Raw genomic sequence first — 20,626 nt, forward strand, 5'->3', positions numbered from 1 at the left:
ACCGAGATGACGCCCTCCACGATTCCCCAGCAGGCGACGACCTCTCCGGACGCCGCGGCCGGCGAGCCGCTGCTCAGGGTCGACGGCCTGGTCAAGCACTTCCCCATCCGCAAGGGCCTGCTCAAGCGGCAGGTCGCCGCCGTGCAGGCGGTCGACGGGCTCTCCTTCGACGTCCGCGCGGGGGAGACCCTCGGCGTCGTCGGCGAGTCCGGCTGCGGAAAGTCCACCATGGGCCGGCTGATCACCCGGCTGCTCGAACCCACGGGCGGGCGCGTCGAGTTCGAGGGCACGGACATCACGCACCTGAGCACCGGGGGCATGCGCCCGCTGCGCCGTGACGTCCAGATGATCTTCCAGGACCCGTACTCCTCCCTGAATCCGCGCCACAACATCGGCACGATCGTCGGCACCCCGTTCAAGTTGCAGGGCGTCAAGCCCGAGGGCGGTGTGCGCAAGACGGTCCAGGAGCTCCTGGAGAAGGTCGGCCTCAACCCCGAGCACTACAACCGCTACCCGCACGAGTTCTCCGGCGGTCAGCGGCAACGCATCGGCATCGCGCGGGCGTTGGCCCTGCGGCCGAAGCTCGTGGTGGCGGACGAGCCGGTGTCGGCGCTCGACGTGTCGATCCAGGCGCAGGTGGTCAACCTCCTGGACGACCTCCAGGACGAGCTGGGCCTCACGTACGTGATCATCGCGCACGACCTCTCGGTCATCCGGCACGTCTCGGACCGGATCGCGGTCATGTACCTGGGCAAGATCGTCGAGTTGGCGGACCGCGACGACCTGTACTCGACGCCGATGCACCCGTACACGAAGGCGCTGCTCTCGGCCGTCCCGGTACCGGACCCCAAGCGCCGCGGCGCCAAGAGCGAGCGCATCCTGCTGCGCGGCGACGTCCCCTCGCCGATCGACCCGCCCACCGGGTGCCGCTTCCACACGCGGTGCTGGAAGGCGACGGAGCTCTGCAAGACGACGGAGCCCCCGCTGATCCCGTTGGCCAGGGCCCACCAGGTGGCATGCCACCACCCGGAGAACGCGGCGGACCAGGCCCCGCAGGACTCCCAGCTCCTCCAGGTGGCAAAGGAGGCGATCGACGTGATCACGGTGCCGGAAACGGTGGAGTCGGCGGAGACCGAGCCTTCGGCGGACGACCCAAAGGACGCCTAGCCGCGGCTCGATGTGCCGCCGCCTTGGGCAATCTGCCGCCAAGGGCGGCAGGGTGGGCAAGGCGGCACCCCGGCGCGGGGTGAGCGCTCGATCGGGCGCCCACCCCGGTGCCGCCCAACATGACCCGTAAGGGTCATGTACACGCCGCCCCGAACGGGCGAGAGTCTCGGTGTCCGTTACACCGGAACCCGCTCGAAGGGACGCCCCATGGCCCTCTCCCGTTCGGCACGCCTGGCCGCGCTCACCGTCGCCGCCGCCTCCTTCTGCCTGATAGCCGCCGCACCCGCCCCCACCCCCGGCTCCGACGGCATCGGCGACCCGTACTTCCCACAGCTCGGCAACGGCGGCTTCGACGCCGAGCACTACGCGCTCGACGTCGCGTACAACCCCGACACCGACCGCCTCGACGGCCGCACGACCCTCACCGCGCGCGCCACCCAGAACCTCTCCGCCTTCGACCTCGACCTGCAGAAGCTGACCGTCACCAAGATCGAAGTGAACGGCAGACGCGCGGACTTCACCCGCAGCGGCGACGAGATACAGGTCAAGCCCCGCACCTCGCTCGGCAAGGGCAAGACCTTCACCACGACCGTCACGTACGGCGGCGTGCCCGAGCCCCTCAGCGGCCCCATCGTCTTCGGATCCGACTACGGCTGGATGAAGACCGCGGACGGCGTCTTCGTCGCCTGCGAGCCGAACGCCGCCTCCACCTGGTTCCCGTCCAGCGACCACCCGTCCGACAAGGCCACGTACGACATCCGTATCAAGGCCCCGAAGGGCCTCACCGGCGTCTCGAACGGCCGCCTCGTCGACACGTACAACACCGACAAGGGCAAGCAGACCGTCAACCACTGGCGCGAGACGAAGCCCATGGCGACGTATCTCGCGACCGCCAGCATCGGGAAGTTCGACGTCAAGACCGGCCGCACCCCCGCCGGTACACCCATCTACGTAGCCATCGACCCGGTCCTCGCGAACAGCAACAACGTCGACGTGTACGCCGTGACCGCCGAGGCCACCGACTACTGGTCGCAGGTCTTCGGCCCTTACCCCTTCGAGGAGACGGGCGCGGTCGTCGACGACATGCCGCAGGCCGGCTTCTCGCTGGAGACGCAGACCAAGCCCAGCTACTCCGCCGTCCGCTCCGAGTCGACCATCGTGCACGAGCTGGCCCACCAGTGGTTCGGCGACTCCGTCTCGGTCGAGCAGTGGAAGAACATCTGGCTCAACGAGGGCTTCGCCACGTACGCCCAGTGGCTGTGGACCGAGCACAAGGGCGGCGCCTCCGCCCACGACTCCTTCCTCGCGGGCTACAACTCCCGCCCCGCGGACTCCTCCTTCTGGCAGGTGAAGGTCGGCGACCCGCAGCGCGACACGATGTTCGCCTCCGCCGTCTACCAGCGCGGCGCGATGACCCTCCAGGTGCTGCGCGAGCGCATCGGCGACAAGGCGTTCTTCAAGCTGCTGCCGCAGTGGACCAAGCTGCACCGCTACGACAACGCCCAGACGTCCGACTTCATCGCCCTCGCCGAACGGGTCTCGGGCCAGCAACTCGACGACCTCTTCGACACCTGGCTGTTCACGACGGGCAAGCCCAGCCTGTAGGGCCCCCACGGGCGCGGCGAGTAAGAATGTCGCGTGCTCCAGGAACTGTTCACGCCCTCCGTCCAGCATTGGCTCGACCTCATCGGGATCTTCGTCTTCGCGATCTCCGGTGCCCTGATGGCCGTCCGCAAGAACTGGGACGTCTTCGGGATCGCCGCGCTCGCCGAGGTCACCGCGCTGGGCGGAGGGGTCTTCCGCGACCTGGTCATCGGCGCGGTGCCGCCGGCCGCGTTCACCGACCTCGGCTATTTCGTCACGCCGCTGGTCGCCGCCGCGCTCGTCTTCTTCCTGCACCCGGAGGTCGAGCGCACCCAGACGGCGGTGAACGTCTTCGACGCGGCGGGCCTCGGCCTGTTCTGCGTCACCGGCACGACGAAGGCGTACGACTACGGGCTCGGGCTCACCGCGTCCGCCGCGCTCGGCCTCGCCACGGCGGTCGGCGGCGGTGTGCTGCGCGACATCATCGCCAACGAGGTGCCGTCCCTCGTGCGCTGGGACCGCGATCTGTACGCGGTGCCCGCCATGGTCGGCGCCGGGATCGTCGTCCTGTGCATCCACCTCGACGCCCTGGACGGCTTCACCAGCGCCCTCGCGGTCCTCACCGCCTTCGTTCTGCGACTGCTCGCGATGCGCTACCACTGGCGGGCCCCGCGCGCCTGGAACCGCAGGTCGGCGGGGGTGGATGTGACGGAGGAGACGCCGTAGCCGGGGACTGGGGCGAGAGGAAAGCTACCGCTCAGTAATTACCTGTTGTACGTTTCCGGGTATGGCAGACGCAGTATCCACGCAGAGTCGCCCGGCCGTCATCGGCGACAGCGAGTTCGACCGCGACACCGCCGTCACCCGGCGCGCGGGCGAACCCGGTGTCTACGACATCGACCTCTCCGCGGGCTGGACGATCATCAACGCCCTCAACGGCGGCTACCTCCTCGCCGTGCTCGGCCGCGCCCTCGCGGACGCCTTGCCGCACGACGACCCGTTCACGATCTCGGCGCACTACCTGACCGCGTCCGCGCCGGGCCCCGCCGTGATCAGGACGGACGTGGCCCGCTCCGGCCGCACCCTCTCCACGGGACAGGCCTCCCTCTTCCAGTTCGCGGAGGACGGCAGCGAGGTCGAGCGGATCCGGGTCATCGCCTCGTACGGTGACCTGGACGCGCTCCCCGACGATGTGCGCACGAGCGCCGAGGCGCCCGTCATGCCGCCCTTGGAGGAGTGCTTCGGGGCGGGCGACGCACCCGAGGGCGCGCCGCCCGTGCCCGGCAGCAACGCGATCTCCGACCGCCTGCACCTGAAGCTCGACCCGGCCACGCTGGGCTGGGCGCTCGGCGCGCCGTCCGGCAAGGGCGAGATGCGCGCCTGGTTCGGCCTCGCCGACGGCCGCGACATGGACCCGCTCTCGCTGCTGCTCGCGGTGGACGCGCTGCCGCCCACCGCCTTCGAGATGGGCCTCAAGGGCTGGGTGCCGACGGTCGAGCTGACCGTCCACGTGCGCTGCCGCCCGGCCCCGGGGCCCGTCCGCGTGTCGATCATGACCCGGAACCTGGCCGGCGGCTTCCTGGAGGAGGACGCCGAGATCTGGGACGCGAAGGACCGCCTGGTGGCCCAGTCGCGCCAGCTGGCGAGGGTCCGGCTCGGCTGAGCTCTACGAACGACTGAACCCTACGAACGCAGGAACTCGCCCAGTACGGCGGCGAGTTCCGCGGGCGCGTCCTCCTGGACGAGGTGCCCGGCGCCCTCGATGATCCGCAGCTCGGCGCCGGGGATCAGCTTGGCCAGCTCGTGCGCCCGCGCGACCGGGATCCAGGTGTCCTCGGCGCCCCAGCAGACGAGTACGGGCAGGTCCAACTCCCCGTAACGGTCCTGGATGTCGTCGGTGGCGGCCCACAGGGGGTTCTGCTCGATCTGCCGGTAGAAGGAGTCCTTCCCGGCCTCGGTCAGCCAGGGCGCGACCACGCGCGCGTGCGTCTCGGGGTGCAGCCCGTGGCGGCTGCCGGAGGCGATGTAGTGGTGCACGAGCGCCTCGTGCAGGTCGGGCGGCAACTGCCGGAACACGTCGGAGTGTTCACCGAGCAGCCGGTACGTGGGGGAGCCCCACGGCCGGACGGCCACCGGGTCGACCAGGGCGAGGCGCGCGTACGCGGCGCCGTGCACCAGGTGTGCGCGCAGCGAGATGCAGCCGCCGAAGTCGTGGCCCACGACGGTCGGCAGCTGCTCCGCCCGGCCGTCGGCGAGGCCCCAGTGGTCGAGCAGCTCGGTCAGGACGCGGGCCTGGGCGTCGAGCGAGAGGTCCTGGTCCGGGCCCGCCTCGGAGACGCCGTAGCCGGGCAGGTCCCATACGTGGACGCGGTGCCGGTGCGCGAGTGCGCGGGCCGGGGCGCGCCAGACGTACGACGAGAACGGCGTGCCGTGGACGAGGACGACGGGCGGTGCGTCGGCCGGGCCGAGGACGGTCCAGCGGACTTCGCCGGACGAGCTGGAGAAGCTTCGGTCGAGGTTCCAGTCGGCTGCTGTCATGACCGTAACGCTAGTTGGTCATGACACGTCGAGCCAGTGTTTTCGACCGATGCTCACCAGGCGCAGCTGCCGCTCGGCCTGCCGCGCCACCCGCCCGAAGTCCTCGGTATCCGTGCTGAGCAGCAGCGATGCCGTCTCCAGCATGTGATCGACGTACAGGTTCGCCAGCATCATCAGGTCCTCCTGGCTCCAGCCCGCCGCGTCGGGGTCGTGGCGGAGCGCCTCCCGCACCTCGTCGGCGAACTGTGCGAGCTGCTCGCCGATCGCCTCCCGCACCCGCTGCACGCCGCCGTGCCGCTCGCGCGCGATGAAGCGGACGTGTGCGGGGTACGCCTGCACGTGACGGGCGATCAACTCGATGGTGCGCGCGATGCGTTCGTCGCTGTCCCACGTCGCCGTCAGCGCGTCGCGGATCACCGCGTGCAGGCTGCCGAGCGCCTCCTCGACCAGGGCCACTCCGAGGTCGGCCGTGCTCTCGAAGTGCCGGTAGAACGCGGTCGGGGTCACGCCCACGGCGCGCGTCACCTCGCGCAGGCCGAGGCTGCTGAGGCTCTGGTCCTCCAGCAGTTCCAACGCCGCGTCCAGGAGCGCCTGTCGGGTTTTTTGCTTCTGCGCCTGACGGGCGCCGAGGGTGTGACTCATGTCATCCAGTTAACAACTGTTCTCTGTGATGGGGAAGTCGAGTCGCGAGCTAGACTCAATAGTCAGTGAACAGTTGTAACCCAACTTTTCGAGAGGCTTCCATGCTGTTCCTCGTAGCGGCCCTCCTGCTGCTGGGCTTCGCGCTCGGCACCGTGGCCCACGCCCCGCTGCCCGTCACGCTCGTCGCGGCCGCCGTCATCGGCGTCTGGCTGGCCGTCTTCGCGGTCCGCGAGCGCCACGCGCGCCGCAGGCACCAGCACTGAACCGTCAGCAGTTCACGTTCAGCAGTTCACGCTCTCAGGGGGTATCACCGTGCAACTCACCGCAGAATCGCGCACCACAGAGCCTCGTACCGCGGAACCGCGCACCGCAGAGCCGCGCGCCGCAGAGCCGCGCGCCGAGGAGCCGGGGACGAAGGCCCGCTCCGTCGGACGGCGTGACGTCGACGGCATGGCCGTCGCCTCGTTCGTCCTCGGTCTGGTCGGGCTGCTCGTCATGAACGTCTTCCTCGGCCCCGTCTCGATCGTCCTCGCGTCCGTCGCCCTGTGGCGCGGCACCGAGCGGCGCGGCCGCGCCTTCCTCGGGCTCGGTCTCGGAGTCGCCGACCTCGTCGTGCTCGGCGCCCTGATCGCCGCCGACGGCACGATGTCCTGGAGCATTACGGGCTGACCGTCGGGTGCGCGCACGTGGGCTCGTAGAATCGAGCCCACCATGGCTTACCTCGACCACGCCGCGACCACTCCGATGCTTCCGGAGGCGGTCGAGGTGATGACCGCCCAGCTTGCCGTCACCGGCAACGCCTCGTCCCTGCACGCCGCGGGGCGCCGCGCCCGCCGCACCGTCGAGGAGTCCCGCGAGACCCTCGCCGAGTCCCTCGGTGCCCGGCCCAGCGAGGTCGTGTTCACCTCCGGCGGCACCGAGGCCGACAACCTCGCCGTCAAGGGCCTGTACTGGGCGCGCCGCGCGGCCGACCCGGCCCGCATCCGCGTCCTCGCCAGCCCTGTCGAGCACCACGCCGTGCTCGACGCCGTGCACTGGCTCGCCGAGCACGAGGGCGCGATCGTGGAGTACCTGCCGGTCGACGCGTGCGGCCGGGTGCACGCCGAAGCGCTCCGCGAAGCGATCGAGCGGAACCCCGACGACCTCGCGCTCGCCACGGTCATGTGGGCCAACAACGAGATCGGCACGATCCAGCCGGTACGTGAACTGGCCGACGTGGCAGGGGAGTTCGACATCCCGCTGCACGCCGACGCGGTGCAGGCCTACGGCCAGATCCCGGTCGACTTCGCCGCCTCCGGGCTCGCCGCGATGACCGTGTCGGGCCACAAGGTCGGCGGTCCCTACGGCATCGGTGCCCTCCTTCTCGGTCGTGAGTACACCCCCGTCCCCGTACTGCACGGCGGCGGGCAGGAGCGGCACGTCCGCTCCGGCACGCTCGACGTCCCGGCGGTCGCCGCCTTCGCCACGGCCGGCCGGATCGCGACCGAGCAGCGCGAGTGGTTCGCCCGCGAGATCGGCGCGCTCAGGGACGACCTGGTCGACGCCGTCCGGTCGGCCGCTCCCGAGGCGATCCTCGGCGGCGACCCGGCACCCGGCGGCCGGCTGCCGGCCAACGCCCACTTCACCTTCCCCGGCTGCGAGGGGGACTCGCTCCTCCTTCTCCTGGACGCCCAGGGCATCGAGTGCTCCACGGGCTCGGCCTGCACCGCGGGCGTGGCCCAGCCCAGCCACGTCCTGCTCGCGACCGGCACGGACCCGGACCTGGCGCGCGGCACGCTCCGCTTCTCCCTCGGCCACACCACCACCAAGGCCGATGTGGAAGCGGTGGCGACGGCGATCGGGCCGGTGGTGGAGCGGGCGCGGTCGGCGGGGCTCTCGTAGAGCGCTGTGACGCCCCTGCTGTCACGCCCCGGCTGTGACGCCAGCGCTGTCACGCCTTGGTGGAACCGGCCCGCTCGTACGCCGTCTTCACCAGGCGTATGTACCGGTCCCAGTCCCAGTTCGGCCCCGGGTCGGTGTGGTCGGTGCCCGGCACCTCGACGTGCCCGATGATGTGCTTCCGGTCGACCGGTATGTCGTAGCGCCTGCAGATCCGGGCGGTGAGCCGCGCGGACGACTCGTACATCGCGTCGGTGAAATCGGCCGGCCGGTCCACGAAGCCCTCGTGCTCGATGCCGACACTGCGCTCGTTGTAGTCCCGGTTGCCCGCGTGGAACGCGACGTCCAGCTCTCGGATCATCTGCGCGATGTGCCCGTCCTGCCGGACCACGTAGTGCGCGGCCGCCCCGTGCCACGGATCCTTGAAGACCTTCAGCGTCCCCTGGTAGCTGCCCTGGGTGACATGGATGATGACCCGGTCGATCGTGTAGTCGTCCGGCCGGTCCGCCCGCCGCCAGTTCGCCGACGCCGCGGCCACCCACTCCGCGCCCTTGAAGTCCACCGCGCCGGCCTCGCGCGGCTTGTCGACGCCCGGCATCTGCCACCACATGCGGGCGAGATCGCCGCGCGCGAGCAGCCCGACGCCCACGGCCGAAGCGGCCCCGCCGATGATCAGCGTCCGCCGGCTGACACCACGGTCATGGTCCCCGCCGCGGCCCTTCCCGGACCCGGCTCCCTGCTTCCCCATATGACGCCCCCGTCAGTCCCGTACGAGATCCACAACGGATATCCGAGCGATTCGGTTCCCACGGGCCCTTACCCTGTTAGTGCTATGACTTCCCAGACACCGCAGCGCTCCGCGGGCCCCGAGAAGGCGGCCCGACCCCTCCGTGTCCTGGCCGCCATGTCCGGCGGCGTGGACTCCGCCGTCGCCGCGGCCCGCGCCGCCGAAGCGGGCCATGACGTGACCGGCGTGCATCTCGCGCTCTCGGCGAACCCGCAATCGTTCCGCACCGGCGCCCGAGGCTGCTGCACCATCGAGGACTCCCGCGACGCGCGCCGCGCGGCGGACGTCATCGGGATCCCGTTCTACGTCTGGGACCTCGCCGACCGCTTCCGCGAGGACGTGGTGGAGGACTTCATCGCGGAGTACGAGGCCGGCCGCACGCCGAACCCGTGCCTGCGCTGCAACGAAAAGATCAAGTTCGCCGCGCTCCTCGACAAGGCGCTCGCCCTCGGCTTCGACGCGGTCTGCACGGGCCACTACGCGCAGGTGATCGTCAACGGGAACGGCGACCGCGAGCTGCACCGCGCCGCCGACATGGCCAAGGACCAGAGCTACGTCCTCGGCGTCCTGGACGACCGGCAGCTCGCCCACGCGATGTTCCCGCTGGGCGACACGGAGACGACCAAGGAAGAGATCCGCGCGGAGGCGGAGCGCCGCGACCTGGCGGTCGCCAAGAAGCCCGACTCCCACGACATCTGCTTCATCGCCGACGGCGACACCCAGGGCTTCCTCGCGAACCGCCTCGGCAAGGCCGAGGGCGACATCGTCGACGAGTCGGGCGACAAGCTCGGCACCCACGAAGGCGCCTTCGGCTACACGATCGGCCAGCGCAAGGGCCTGCGCATCGGCAGGCCCGCCCCCGACGGCAAGCCGCGCTACGTCCTGGACATCTCCCCGGTGGACAACACGGTGACGGTGGGCCCGGTGGAGGCACTCGACGTGACAGCCCTCACCGCCATCAAGCCCCGCTGGTGCGGCGCGGCACCCTCCGGACCCGGCACGTACACCGCCCAGCTGCGCGCGCACGGCGGCGAGACCGAGGTGTCGGCGGAGCTGGTGGACGACGAACTCCAGGTCCGCTTCACGGAGGCCGTCCGCGGCGTCGCCCCCGGCCAGGCGATCGTGCTGTACGACGGCACGCGCGTGGTGGGCTCGGCGACGATCGCCACTACGGAGCGGGCCGCGGCGGTCGCCTAGCCGCGCCCCCGCAGGTAGTACTGCAGTACGGCACCCAGCTGACCGCACCACTCGGACACCTGCGCCTTCTTCCGGGCCTGCACCGCGCACGTGTAGACGGCGCCGTCCACCATCGCCGCCGTCACGAACACCCCGGACGGCATCGGCTGGAAGTGCGCCGTCTGCACGTGCGTCCACGGCAGGTCGATGGCGTGCGGGCCCTGCTCGAAGTGCAGCCCGTCCGCGTCCACGACCATGCCGTTGTGCTTGTCGGCGGCCACGAACTCGGGACCGGCGGCCGCGGCCGGGGGACCGGGCGCGAACTGCGGCGGATGAGCGGGCGGCGGCGGGGCCGCCGGTGGGTGCGGCGGAGGCGCCGGCGCGAACGGCGGCGGGGGACCGCCGAACCCGCCCGTCGGAACGTCCTGCTGCCCGTCTCCGTGAGCCATGTCCGCCTCACCCTCCGTCTTGCTCTGCCGTACCTCCTCATTCGACCACGCGCGCGTGGTTATGCGGCGTCGACCTGCGTCCCGTAGAAGCACAGGTGGTCCTTGACGGCGGCCACCTCGGCCTTCGGCTCCGGATACGCCCACACCAGGTCCTGCGCACCGGGCAGCGACCAGTAGGAGGCGTCGCCCTTGAAGGGACAGTGCGTAGTCGTGTTCGAGGGCGTAAGCAGCTCGGTCCGTACGTCCTCCGGCGGCAGGTAGTACCGCACCGGACAACCGGTCTCCTTGAGCACCAGCGGCCGCGAGCTCTCGGCGACCACCTGCCCGTCATGGACGACCCGCACGTGCTCGGAGCCCTGCTCGACCGTGATCGTGTGTCCTTGAGTCATACGTGTGTCAGCGCTCACAGCGGGCGGGTTCTTCCCGGCGCGGCCGCAACTCTTGGAAGGATCAAGGCCTACGAGAGGATCGCCATGGCACTCGACCCCACCGACCGGACCGCCATCACCGAACTGCTCTCCCTGCACGGCCACTTGATCGACTCCGGCGAACTGGATCGACTGGACGAGCTCTTCACCCCGGACGTCGTCTACGACATCTCGGACTTCGGGCAGCGCGACCTATGAGGACACCGTGGTGCGCGGAGCTGACAGATGGCGGATCGCGCGCCGGGTGCCGCTCGGCGGCCGGTGACGGGGCGGCCCGGCTGTCAGTGGCGGGTCGTACGGTAGATGGCATGAACATCTGTGTCTTTCTCTCCGCCGCCGATCTCGACGAGCGCTACACCCGGCCCGCCCGTGAATTCGCCGAGCTGCTCGGCAAGGGTGGGCACACGCTCGTGTGGGGCGGTTCGGAGAGTGGGCTCATGAAGGTCGTCGCCGACGGGGTGGCGGAGTCCGGTGGGCGGCTGACCGGGGTGTCCGTGGACTTCCTCGCGGCCAAGGCGCGCGTCGTGGCCGAGCCCGACCAGATGGTGATCGCCAAGGACCTCGCGGAGCGCAAGGCGCTGCTCCTGGAGAAGTCCGACGCCGTCGTGATCATGGTGGGTGGCACGGGGACGCTCGACGAGGCGACCGAGATCCTTGAGCTGAAGAAGCACGGGAAGACCGACAAGCCGATCGTGCTGCTCAACTCCGCGGGCTTCTACGACGGTCTGAAGGAGCAGTTCCGGCGCATGGAGGACGAGGGCTTCCTTCCGATCCCCCTCACTGACCTCGTGTTCTTCGCCGAGGAGCCGGTCGGCGCCCTGGCCTACCTCGAAGAGTCGCGCGGCGTCGAGTAGTGCGAGCATGGCGGGCATGGCTACACATGTGATCACCGGCGCCGGTTCCGGAATCGGCGCCGCCGTCGCCCGCCGCCTCCACGAGCGCGGGGACGAAATCGTCCTCCACGCGCGCGACGCGGGCCGCGCCAAGGAGCTCGCCGCACAATTCCCGGGCGCCCGGACGCTCGTCGGCGACCTCGCGGACCCGGACAAGCTGTCCTGGGCCTTCTCGCACCAGACGCTGCCCGACCGCATCGACTCGCTGCTGCACATCGCCGGCGTCGTCGACCTGGGCAAGGTCGGCGAGCTCACCCCGAAGTCGTGGCGTCACCAGCTCAACGTCAACCTCATCGCCCCGGCCGAGCTGACCCGCCACTTCCTGCCCCAACTCCGCCTCGCCCAGGGGCACGTGCTCTTCGTGAACTCCGGCGCCGGGCTCAACGCCAACGCCGACTGGTCCGCGTACGCCGCCTCCAAGCACGGCCTCAAGGCGCTCGCCGACTCGCTGCGCCAGGAGGAGCACGGCAACGGGGTGCGGGTCACCTCCGTGTACCCGGGCCGCACCGCCAGCCCCATGCAGGCCAAGGTGCACCACCAGGAGGGCAAGGAGTACGACGAGTCCCGCTGGATCGACCCCGAGTCCATGGCCACGACGATCGTGATGGCCCTCGACCTGCCGCGCGACGCCGAGGTCAACGACCTGACGGTGCGCCCCGGCCGCTGACGGCGCCGCCCGCCCGGCGGCCGGCGTTACGTACCCTTCCTGGGTGACTGACAAGAGCGACTTCAGGTGGGGGCCGGCCACGGGCGTCGGCTCGATGCCCGGTGGTGATGCCCGCGAGGCCGCCAGGACCGTGACCGGCAGCTTCGAGGGCCCGGAGCAGGGGATGCCGTTCCTCGCCGAGCTGCCCGCGCGCGGCCCCGGCGCCGACATGATCGGCCGTACGGCCGGAATGCTGGTCGACCTGTACGCGCGCGTGGAGCCCAGCGGCTGGCGGATCGGCGACCGGCCCGGCCGGGACACCAAGCGCGCCAGGTCCTGGCTCGGCGAGGACCTCGACGCGCTCGAGGAGTTCACGCAGGGGTACGAGGGCCCGCTCAAGGTGCAGGCCGTCGGGCCGTGGACGCTCGCCGCCGCGCTGGAGCTGCGGAACGGCGAGTCCGCCCTCTCCGACCTCGGCGCGTGCCGCGACCTCGCCGCGTCCCTGGCCGAGGGACTGCGCGAGCACCTCGCCGACGTACGCCGCCGGGTGCCCGGCGCCCAGTTGGTGCTGCAGCTCGACGAGCCCTCCCTCGTCGCCGTGCTGCGCGGACACGTCAAGACCGCCAGCGAGTACCGCACGCACCGCGCCGTCGACCGCCAGCACGTCGAGAGCGCGCTGCGGGACGTCTTCTCCGTGCTCGAGGACGGGCCGCGCCTCGTCCACTCCTGCGCCCCCGACGTGCCGTTCGCCCTCCTGCGCCGGGCCGGCGCGGACGCGGTCTCCTTCGACTTCTCGCTGCTCACCGAGCGTGACGACGAGGTGATCGGGGAGTCCGTCGAGGCCGGCCTGCGACTCGTCGCCGGTGTCGTGCCGGGAGTGGACGGCCCATTGTCAGACCCTGCCGGTAGCGTCATGGGTGTCAGGACGCTGTGGCGCAGGCTGGGGCTGAATCCGGGTTCTCTCGCGGACTCGGTGGTGCTCACGCCGTCGTGCGGACTCGCGGGTGCCTCGCCCGCGTACGCCCGCGCGGCACTCGCCCACTGCGTCCGGGCGGCGAGATCACTCGCGGACAACCCTGAGTGACCGTGGACGAAGGCGAACGGGAGGACGAGACGGTGGCTGACGAACTGCAGAGCGAGGGCACGGTGCCCGCCAAGGTGCGGGACGAGCACGCCCAGCTGGCGGAGCAGATCGAGGAGCACCGCTTCCGGTACTACGTGAACGACGCTCCGGTCGTCTCGGACGCCGAGTTCGACAAGCTCCTGCGCTCCGTGGAGGCGCTGGAGGAGAAGTACCCCGAGCTGCGCACGCCGGACTCGCCGACCCAGAAGGTCGCGGGCCAGTACGAGACGGAGTTCACGTCCGTCGAGCACCGCGAGCGCATGCTCTCGCTCGACAACGCTTTTGACGACGCCGAGTTGGCCGCCTGGGCCGACCGCGTCGCCAAGGACGTCGGCGCGCCCGGCTACCACTTCCTGTGCGAGCTGAAGATCGACGGCCTCGCGGTGAACCTGACGTACGAGGACGGGCGGCTGACCCGCGCGGCCACGCGTGGCGACGGCCGGGTCGGCGAGGACATCACGTCCAACGTCCGCACGATCACGGACATCCCGAACCGCCTGAAGGGCGACAACATCCCGCCGCTCGTCGAGATCCGCGGCGAGGTCTTCTTCCCCATGGACAAGTTCGAGGAGCTGAACGCCCGGCTCGTCGAGGCGGGCGACAAGCCCTTCGCCAACCCTCGTAACGCGGCGGCGGGTTCGCTGCGCCAGAAGGACCCGCGCGTCACCGCGACGCGCCCGCTGCACATGGTCGTGCACGGCATCGGAGCCCGCGAGGGCTTCGACATCGACCGCCTCTCGGAGGCCTACGACCTGCTGCGCGAGTGGGGCCTGCCGACCACCAAGTACAGCAAGGTCGTCGAAGACCTCGAAGGCGTACGGAAGTTCATCGCGTACTACGGAGAGAACCGCCACTCCGTGGACCACGAGATCGACGGCGCGGTCATCAAGCTCGACGAGATCCGGCTGCAGGGCCGCCTCGGCTCCACGGCGCGCGCCCCGCGCTGGGCGATCGCCTGGAAGTTCCCGCCCGAAGAGGTCAACACCAAGCTGATCAACATCCGCGTGGGCGTGGGCCGCACGGGCCGCGTGACGCCGTACGCGCAGGTGGAGCCGGTCACCGTGGCGGGCTCCGAGGTCGAGTTCGCGACGCTGCACAACCAGGAGATCGTCAAGAAGAAGGGCGTCTTCATCGGGGACACGGTCGTCATCCGCAAGGCCGGTGATGTCATCCCCGAGATCCTCGGCCCGGTCGCCGACCTGCGGGACGGCAGCGAGTACGAGTTCGTGATGCCCGCCGAGTGCCCCGAGTGCGGCACCCCGCTGCGGGCCATGAAGGAGGGCGACATCGACCTCCGGTGCCCCAACGCCCGCACGTGCCCGGCCCAGTTGCGCGAGCGCCTCTTCTACCTGGGCGGCCGCCAGAGCCTGGACATCGAGAACTTCGGGTACGTCGCCGCCGCCGCGCTCACCGGGCCGCTCGAGCCGGCGCAGCCGCCGCTCACGGACGAGGGCGACCTGTTCAGCCTCACGATGGACCAGCTCCTGCCCATCAAGGCGTACGTCCTCGACCAGGACAGTGGACTGCCCAAGCGCGATCCGAAGACGGGCGAGGAGAAGATCGCGGACATCTTCGCCACGAAGGCGGGAGAGCCGCGCAAGAACGCCATCTCGATGCTGGAGCACATCGAGGCGGCCAAGAGCCGCCCGCTGGCCCGGGTCATCAACGGCCTTTCGATCCGTCATGTCGGCCCGGTCGCCGCCGAAGCGCTCGCGCGCGAGTTCCGCTCCATCGACCGCATCGACCAGGCCACCGAGGAGGAGCTCGCCGCGACGGACGGCGTGGGCGGGATCATCGCCACCTCCGTGAAGCAGTGGTTCGCCGAGGACTGGCATCGGGAGATTCTGCGGAAATGGCGTGAGGCCGGTGTGAGGATGGAGGAGGAAGGGGCCGGTGAGGACGAAGGCCCGCGCCCCCTCGAAGGACTCACGGTCGTGGTCACCGGAACGCTGCAGAACTTCACGCGGGATGGCGCAAAAGAGGCCCTGCAGACCAGAGGTGCCAAGGTCACGGGTTCCGTTTCCAAGAAGACGTCCTTCGTGGTCGTGGGGGACAACCCCGGCTCCAAGTACGACAAGGCCATGCAGGTCAAGGTTCCGGTTCTGGACGAGGACGGGTTCGTCGTGCTGCTGGAACAGGGGCCCGAGGCCGCCGCTGACGTGGCGCTTCCCCCGGAGCAGGAGGCCGGCGAGTAGCGGCCGGGAGTCACCCGATCGGCGCATACCAGACGCAGACGGAACGCCGGGGTCATTCGGGCAACCGTGCCCGGGCGCGTCCGTCTGGTGCCCGTGGAAGCCTTCTGCGGCCTACTGTTGAGGTGTGCGGCTGCCGAGTCCTGCTGCGGATGGGGCGAATCCTCGCTCACTCGAAGCGAGGAGAGCGGGCAGCGGACGCAGGCACCGCCGGCAGTGAGAGGGACGGGAATGGAACCGACCGAGAGCGCCGCCCCGGACTCACGCCTGCGCCCGCGTCGACGCGCGCGGCGCGATACGGCACCGCGCCCCGACTGCGGCGACGGAGTCGACGGCAGCGAAAGCGGTCACGGGGAGAGCGAGCGCGGTGGTGTGGTGAACTGGCGCAAATGGTGGCGTGCGGCCGGATTCGGTGCCGACCGGACGGGCGGGACCCCGGTCCCCGGCGCGTCCGGTCCCGAAGTGGCGGGCCACGAAGGGCTGCTGAGGCGCGGGGCGAAGGATCGCCCTGCGGACAGCGGCAGTTCGATCGACATCCACACCGCGGCAGGACCGGAGCAGCCCGCCCCGGCCCGGCCCCGAGGCATCGACGAGCCCCTGCGCAGCCTGCCGGCCCGCCCCCCGAGGTCCGAAGGCGCACCCGGCGTGCGCATATCCGGTGACCGGGCGGCGGGCGGCGGGGAGTCCAACGGCTTCAGGACCGGCGCGCGTCCGCAGGGCGAAGCCAACACCCCGACCGGCGACCGCGTGCGTGACGGCCGAGGAGTCGTGTCCGGGCGCGCCGTGGGCCCCGGCAGGGCCCAGGGCCCGCTCCCCGGGACCGCCCCCGCGGGCGGCCGGGTCGGAATGGCGACACCCGCGCGTAATCAGTACGCGGGGCAGGGGGAGACATCGCGGGCCGCGCTCGTGCCGCTGCTGCCCGGCGTGGTGGTGGCGCTCGCCGCCGTGGTGCTCGGCGGCGGTTTCTACTGGTCGCTCCGGCAGGGGCACGCGCTCTTCCCGTCCGGCACGGTCGGCTGGTGCCTCGCGATCCTGACCGGGATCATCGTCGGCCACCTCGTCGCGCTCGGCCGCGACCGCTGGTGGGGCGGCACCGGATCCGGCGCGGCCCTCACCCTCGCCGTGCTGCTCCTGTACGGCTGGGTGCCCGCGGGCATGGTCAGCCTCACGGTCGTCGTCCTCGTCGGCATCGCCCGCAGGCACCGCTGGCGCCAGGGCCTGTTGCACGGGGCGATCGACATCCTCGGCATCGGAGCGGGCGCCCTCGTCCTCGCCGCGTTCGGCCGCGTGCCGTCCGTCGAGGCGCCGTGGAAGCCGGAGGGCTGGAGCATCTCGGCCGTGCCCGAGGTGGCCCTCGCGGCGTTCGCGTATCTGCTGATCACCCGCACTCTGCTCTGGTACGTGCATGCACCACCGAACTCGGGGCTGCCGACCGTCGCCCGCACCGCGCTCGTGCGGCAGGCCCTTGTCGCCGTCGCGCTGCTCGGGATCGCGCCGCTGATCTGCGTCGTCGCGATCGCCCTGCCGGTGCTGCTTCCGCTGTTCGCGATCCCGTTGATCGCGCTCGACTCCACGCTGTGGATCGCGCGGGCCCGCGCCGAGGAGCAACTGCGCGACCCGCTCACCGGTCTGCCGAACCGGCAGTGGCTGCTGGAGCGGACCTGGAGTGCGCTCGACGACGCCGAGCGGATCGGGGTGCGCAGCGCGCTGATGCTGATCGACCTCGACCGGTTCCGTTCGGTGAACGACACGCTCGGCCACCTCGCCGGTGACCGGCTCCTGCTGCAGATCGCGGATCGGCTGAGAGCGGCACTGCCGCGCGGTGCGGAGGTCGCGCGCCTCGGCGGCGACGAGTTCGCCGTGCTGCTGCCCGTCGCCGACTCCACGACGTCCGCGACGCGCGTGGCCCGCAACCTCGTGGCGACCCTCGGTTCGCCCCTCGACCTGGACGGTCTGACCCTCGTACTGGAGGCGAGCGCGGGACTCGCCGTCTTCCCCGACCACGCGCTGGACGCCGAGGGGCTGTTGCGCCGGGCCGACGTCGCGATGTACCAGGCCAAGCGGGACCGCACCGGTGTGGAGGTCTACGAGTCGAAGCGGGACTCCAACACGCCCGACCGGCTCGGCCTGTTGGGCGATCTGCGGCGCGCGCTCGACGCGGGCGACGTAGAGCTGCACTACCAGCCGAAGGTCCGGTTCGACGGGCACGTGGCGGGCCTGGAGGCGCTCGTACGGTGGGTGCACCCGGAGCGCGGAAAGGTCCCGCCGGACGAGTTCATCGCCATCGCCGAGTCCTCCGGGCTCATGCCGCATCTGACCGAGTACGTCCTGGAGACGGCGCTCGGACAGGTCGCGCGCTGGCGTGCGCAGGGGCTGCACGTGCCGGTCGCGGTGAACGTGTCGCCGCGTGATGTGCACACGCCCGGCTTCGCGGGAGCGGTCGCCGCGCGGCTCGCTCGGCACGGGGTCCCTGCCGGGTCGTTGCAGCTGGAGATAACGGAGCACGTGCTGCTCGAGGACCCGCAGCGGGCGGCGGACACCCTGGCGGGGCTTACGGGGCACGGCGTGAAGATGTCGCTCGACGACTTCGGCACCGGTTACTCGTCGCTGGTCCACCTGCGGCGGCTCCCGGTGAGCGAGCTGAAGATCGACCGGTCGTTCGTGGCCCGGCTCGCCGTGGACAACGAGGACGCGGAGATCGTGCGCTGCACCGTCGACCTGGCGCATTCGCTCGGCCTGCTGGTCGTGGCGGAGGGCGTCGAGGACGACGAGACGTGGGAGCGGCTGCGGGACCTGGGCTGCGATGCGGTGCAGGGGTGGCTGGTCGCCGCCGCGATGCCGCCCGACGAGACGACGGCGTGGCTCCGCGCGCGGGGCGATCGGGGCTGGCAACGGTTGCCCGCGGCGCTCCCGGCGGCCCCCGGCGACGAGTGCGGGCCTCTCGCCTGACGGTGCGCCCCACGCGGACGCGGCCCACGCCACCGGCGGTGCGGGCCATCCGCGGCTGGGCTCGCGCCGTAGGAGGCAGCGGCGCAGCCGCATGCCGTAAGGGGCGCGGGGAACTGCGCGCCCAGCCACGTCATACGTGCACCGGGGTGCGGCCCCACCCCGGCCCCGCAGGCCGGTCACCGGCCCGGAGGACCCGCACCGGGGCGCGGCCCCACCCCGCCCCCGCAGGCCGGTCACCGGCCCCGAGGACCCGCACCGGCGTGCCGCCCCACCCCGCCCCCGCAAACCCGTTCCTCGGCACGGCTCCGCGCCCCATAGGATTGGGGCCAAACCGAGAACACGCACCCCGTGAGGATCCGCATGCCTGGCATCACGCGCGAGGAGGTCGCCCACCTCGCCCGGCTGGCGCGTCTGGAGCTGAAGCCCGAAGAGCTCGACCACTTCGCAGGCCAGCTCGACGACATCATCGGCGCGGTCGCCCGCGTCAGCGAAGTCGCCGACCAAGACGTACCGCCGACTTCGCACCCGCTGCCGCTGACGAACGTCATGCGCAAGGACGAGGTCCGTCCGTCGCTCACCCCCGAGCAGGCGCTTTCCGGCGCCCCGGCCCAGGAGCAGCAGCGTTTCAAGGTGCCGCAGATCCTGGGGGAGGACTAAACAGTCATGACGGACATCAACGTCAACATCATCAAGCTGACCGCCGCCGAGATCGCGGCGAAGATCGCTTCCGGCGAGCTCACCGCCGTCGAGGTCACCGAGGCCCACCTGGCCCGGATCGAGGCCGTCGACGAGAAGGTGAACGCCTTCCTGCACGTCGACCGTGAAGGCGCCCTGAAGCAGGCCGCCGCCGTCGACGAGAAGCGCGCCAAGGGCGAGAAGCTCGGCCCGCTGGCCGGCGTCCCGCTCGCGCTGAAGGACATCTTCACCACGGAGGGGATCCCGACCACGGTCGGCTCGAAGATCCTCGAAGGGTGGATCCCGCCGTACGACGCGACGCTGGTCAAGAACCTGAAGGCCGCCGACGTCGTCATCCTCGGCAAGACCAACATGGACGAGTTCGCCATGGGGTCCAGCACCGAGAACAGCGCGTACGGGCCCACCGGCAACCCGTGGGACCTCACCCGGATCCCGGGCGGCTCCGGCGGCGGTTCCTCCGCCTCCCTCGCCGCGTACGAGGCCCCGCTCGCCATCGGCACGGACACCGGCGGCTCGATCCGCCAGCCCGCGGCCGTCACCGGCACCGTCGGCGTCAAGCCGACCTACGGCGGCGTCTCCCGCTTCGGCATGGTGGCGTTCAGCTCCAGCCTCGACCAGGGTGGGCCCTGCGCCCGCACCGTCCTCGACGCCGCGCTCCTGCACGAGGCCATCGCCGGCCACGACCCGCTCGACTCCACGTCCATCGACGCCCCGGTCCCGGCGGTCGTCGAGGCCGCGAAGAACGGCAGCGTCCAGGGCATGCGCGTGGGCGTCGTCAAGCAGTTCCGCGGCGAGGGCTACCAGGCCGGTGTCGTGCAGCGCTTCGACGAGTCCGTCGAGCTGCTGAAGTCGCTGGGCGCCGAGATCGTCGAGCTGGACTGCCCGTCGTTCGACCTGGCCCTGTCGGCGTACTACCTGATCGCGCCGTCCGAGTGCTCCTCGAACCTCGCCCGGTTCGACGCCATGCGCTACGGCCTGCGCGTCGGCGACGACGGTTCGCACTCCGCCGAGGAGGTCACCGCGCTGACCCGCGAGGCGGGCTTCGGCGACGAGGTCAAGCGCCGCATCATCCTGGGCACGTACGCGCTGAGCTCCGGCTATTACGACGCGTACTACGGCAGCGCCCAGAAGGTGCGCACGCTCATCACCCAGGAGTTCGAGGCCGCGTTCGAGAGCGTGGACGTCATCGTCTCCCCGACGACGCCGACCACCGCCTTCCCGATCGGCGAGCGCGCCGACGACCCGATGGCGATGTATCTCGCGGACCTGTGCACGATTCCGACCAACCTGGCGGGGAACTCGGCGATGTCGCTGCCCTGCGGCCTGGCCCCCGAGGACGGGCTGCCGGTCGGCCTGCAGATCATCGCCCCCGCGATGAAGGACGACCGCCTGTACAAGGTGGGATCCGCCGTAGAGGCCGCTTTCGTGGAAAAGTGGGGACACCCGCTGCTTGAGGAGGCTCCGTCGCTGTGAGTGCC

At 71.1% G+C, this 20,626-nt stretch carries 21 protein-coding genes; 15 read left to right on the top strand and 6 right to left on the bottom strand.

Features of this window, described 5'->3' with window-relative positions:
- Positions 1–6: 6 nt before the first annotated feature.
- The 4 genes from OG746_RS12115 to OG746_RS12130 all read left to right on the top strand — a co-directional run bounded on the left by OG746_RS12115 (position 7) and on the right by OG746_RS12130 (position 4,414).
- Positions 7–1,167: an ABC transporter ATP-binding protein gene (locus OG746_RS12115; protein ID WP_323179588.1), complete on the top strand. Its 1,161-nt coding sequence runs from the start codon at positions 7–9 to the stop codon at positions 1,165–1,167.
- 207 nt (positions 1,168–1,374) lie between these two features.
- Positions 1,375–2,772 (top strand): M1 family metallopeptidase, encoded by a 1,398-nt coding sequence (locus OG746_RS12120; RefSeq protein ID WP_266714334.1) that lies wholly within the window; start codon positions 1,375–1,377, stop codon positions 2,770–2,772.
- A 33-nt stretch (positions 2,773–2,805) separates the two neighbouring features.
- On the top strand, positions 2,806–3,477 hold the full coding sequence (locus OG746_RS12125; protein ID WP_266714336.1) for a trimeric intracellular cation channel family protein: 672 nt from the start codon (positions 2,806–2,808) through the stop codon (positions 3,475–3,477).
- A gap of 61 nt (positions 3,478–3,538) precedes the next feature.
- Positions 3,539–4,414 carry a thioesterase family protein gene (locus OG746_RS12130; RefSeq protein ID WP_266714338.1) on the top strand — a complete coding sequence of 292 codons (876 nt, stop codon included), beginning with the start codon at positions 3,539–3,541 and terminating at the stop codon, positions 4,412–4,414.
- A gap of 20 nt (positions 4,415–4,434) precedes the next feature.
- Here OG746_RS12130 and OG746_RS12135 read toward each other — a convergent pair whose 3' ends face one another.
- Both OG746_RS12135 and OG746_RS12140 read right to left on the bottom strand, forming a co-directional pair.
- A complete protein-coding gene (locus OG746_RS12135; RefSeq protein ID WP_266714340.1) occupies positions 4,435–5,289 on the bottom strand; it encodes an alpha/beta fold hydrolase in 855 nt (284 codons plus the stop codon).
- A gap of 18 nt (positions 5,290–5,307) precedes the next feature.
- Positions 5,308–5,931 carry a TetR family transcriptional regulator gene (locus OG746_RS12140; RefSeq protein ID WP_266714342.1) on the bottom strand — a complete coding sequence of 208 codons (624 nt, stop codon included), beginning with the start codon at positions 5,929–5,931 and terminating at the stop codon, positions 5,308–5,310.
- 101 nt (positions 5,932–6,032) lie between these two features.
- On the opposite strand from OG746_RS12140, the gene OG746_RS12145 reads away from it, so the two are divergent.
- Positions 6,033–6,194, top strand: a complete 162-nt coding sequence (locus OG746_RS12145) for a hypothetical protein (protein ID WP_266714344.1) — start codon at positions 6,033–6,035, stop codon at positions 6,192–6,194.
- Between the two features lie 34 nt (positions 6,195–6,228).
- Here the strand turns inward: OG746_RS12145 and OG746_RS45610 are convergent, their stop codons facing one another.
- Positions 6,229–6,744 (bottom strand): pentapeptide repeat-containing protein, encoded by a 516-nt coding sequence (locus OG746_RS45610; RefSeq protein ID WP_524540403.1) that lies wholly within the window; start codon positions 6,742–6,744, stop codon positions 6,229–6,231.
- On the opposite strand from OG746_RS45610, the gene OG746_RS12155 reads away from it, so the two are divergent.
- On the top strand, positions 6,643–7,812 hold the full coding sequence (locus tag OG746_RS12155) for a cysteine desulfurase family protein (protein WP_266714348.1): 1,170 nt from the start codon (positions 6,643–6,645) through the stop codon (positions 7,810–7,812). The two genes, OG746_RS45610 and OG746_RS12155, sit on opposite strands and share 102 nt — an antisense overlap.
- Before the next feature lie 49 nt (positions 7,813–7,861).
- On the opposite strand, the gene OG746_RS12160 is transcribed toward OG746_RS12155, so the two are convergent.
- Positions 7,862–8,557 (bottom strand): N-acetylmuramoyl-L-alanine amidase, encoded by a 696-nt coding sequence (locus OG746_RS12160; RefSeq protein ID WP_266714350.1) that lies wholly within the window; start codon positions 8,555–8,557, stop codon positions 7,862–7,864.
- A gap of 84 nt (positions 8,558–8,641) precedes the next feature.
- On the opposite strand from OG746_RS12160, the gene mnmA reads away from it, so the two are divergent.
- On the top strand, positions 8,642–9,793 hold the full coding sequence (gene mnmA, locus OG746_RS12165; protein ID WP_266714352.1) for a tRNA 2-thiouridine(34) synthase MnmA: 1,152 nt from the start codon (positions 8,642–8,644) through the stop codon (positions 9,791–9,793).
- Here mnmA and OG746_RS12170 read toward each other — a convergent pair.
- A complete protein-coding gene (locus OG746_RS12170; RefSeq protein ID WP_266714354.1) occupies positions 9,790–10,221 on the bottom strand; it encodes a hypothetical protein in 432 nt (143 codons plus the stop codon). The two genes, mnmA and OG746_RS12170, sit on opposite strands and share 4 nt — an antisense overlap.
- Before the next feature lie 59 nt (positions 10,222–10,280).
- Positions 10,281–10,610: a DUF427 domain-containing protein gene (locus OG746_RS12175; protein WP_266714356.1), complete on the bottom strand. Its 330-nt coding sequence runs from the start codon at positions 10,608–10,610 to the stop codon at positions 10,281–10,283.
- Between the two features lie 84 nt (positions 10,611–10,694).
- Between OG746_RS12175 and OG746_RS12180 the strand changes: the two genes are divergently transcribed.
- The 8 genes from OG746_RS12180 to gatA all read left to right on the top strand — a co-directional run bounded on the left by OG746_RS12180 (position 10,695) and on the right by gatA (position 20,621).
- Complete coding sequence (locus tag OG746_RS12180) at positions 10,695–10,847, top strand: nuclear transport factor 2 family protein (protein WP_266714358.1); 153 nt, start codon at positions 10,695–10,697, stop codon at positions 10,845–10,847.
- A gap of 110 nt (positions 10,848–10,957) precedes the next feature.
- Positions 10,958–11,503: an LOG family protein gene (locus OG746_RS12185; RefSeq protein WP_266714360.1), complete on the top strand. Its 546-nt coding sequence runs from the start codon at positions 10,958–10,960 to the stop codon at positions 11,501–11,503.
- Between the two features lie 7 nt (positions 11,504–11,510).
- A complete protein-coding gene (locus tag OG746_RS12190; RefSeq protein ID WP_266714362.1) occupies positions 11,511–12,209 on the top strand; it encodes an SDR family oxidoreductase in 699 nt (232 codons plus the stop codon).
- A gap of 43 nt (positions 12,210–12,252) precedes the next feature.
- The gene (locus OG746_RS12195) at positions 12,253–13,272 is read left to right on the top strand and encodes a methionine synthase (protein WP_266714364.1); all 1,020 of its coding nucleotides are present in this window, start codon (positions 12,253–12,255) and stop codon (positions 13,270–13,272) included.
- A gap of 32 nt (positions 13,273–13,304) precedes the next feature.
- Complete coding sequence (ligA, locus tag OG746_RS12200; RefSeq protein ID WP_266714366.1) at positions 13,305–15,506, top strand: NAD-dependent DNA ligase LigA; 2,202 nt, start codon at positions 13,305–13,307, stop codon at positions 15,504–15,506.
- A gap of 228 nt (positions 15,507–15,734) precedes the next feature.
- A complete protein-coding gene (locus OG746_RS12205; protein ID WP_323179589.1) occupies positions 15,735–18,452 on the top strand; it encodes a putative bifunctional diguanylate cyclase/phosphodiesterase in 2,718 nt (905 codons plus the stop codon).
- A 360-nt stretch (positions 18,453–18,812) separates the two neighbouring features.
- A complete protein-coding gene (gene gatC, locus OG746_RS12210; RefSeq protein WP_016432511.1) occupies positions 18,813–19,109 on the top strand; it encodes an Asp-tRNA(Asn)/Glu-tRNA(Gln) amidotransferase subunit GatC in 297 nt (98 codons plus the stop codon).
- 6 nt (positions 19,110–19,115) lie between these two features.
- Complete coding sequence (gene gatA, locus OG746_RS12215) at positions 19,116–20,621, top strand: Asp-tRNA(Asn)/Glu-tRNA(Gln) amidotransferase subunit GatA (RefSeq protein ID WP_266714371.1); 1,506 nt, start codon at positions 19,116–19,118, stop codon at positions 20,619–20,621.
- The last annotated feature ends 5 nt before the right edge of the window (positions 20,622–20,626 follow it).

It is taken from the genome of Streptomyces sp. NBC_01016 (assembly GCF_026341035.1).
In the GTDB taxonomy this organism is placed as follows: domain Bacteria; phylum Actinomycetota; class Actinomycetes; order Streptomycetales; family Streptomycetaceae; genus Streptomyces.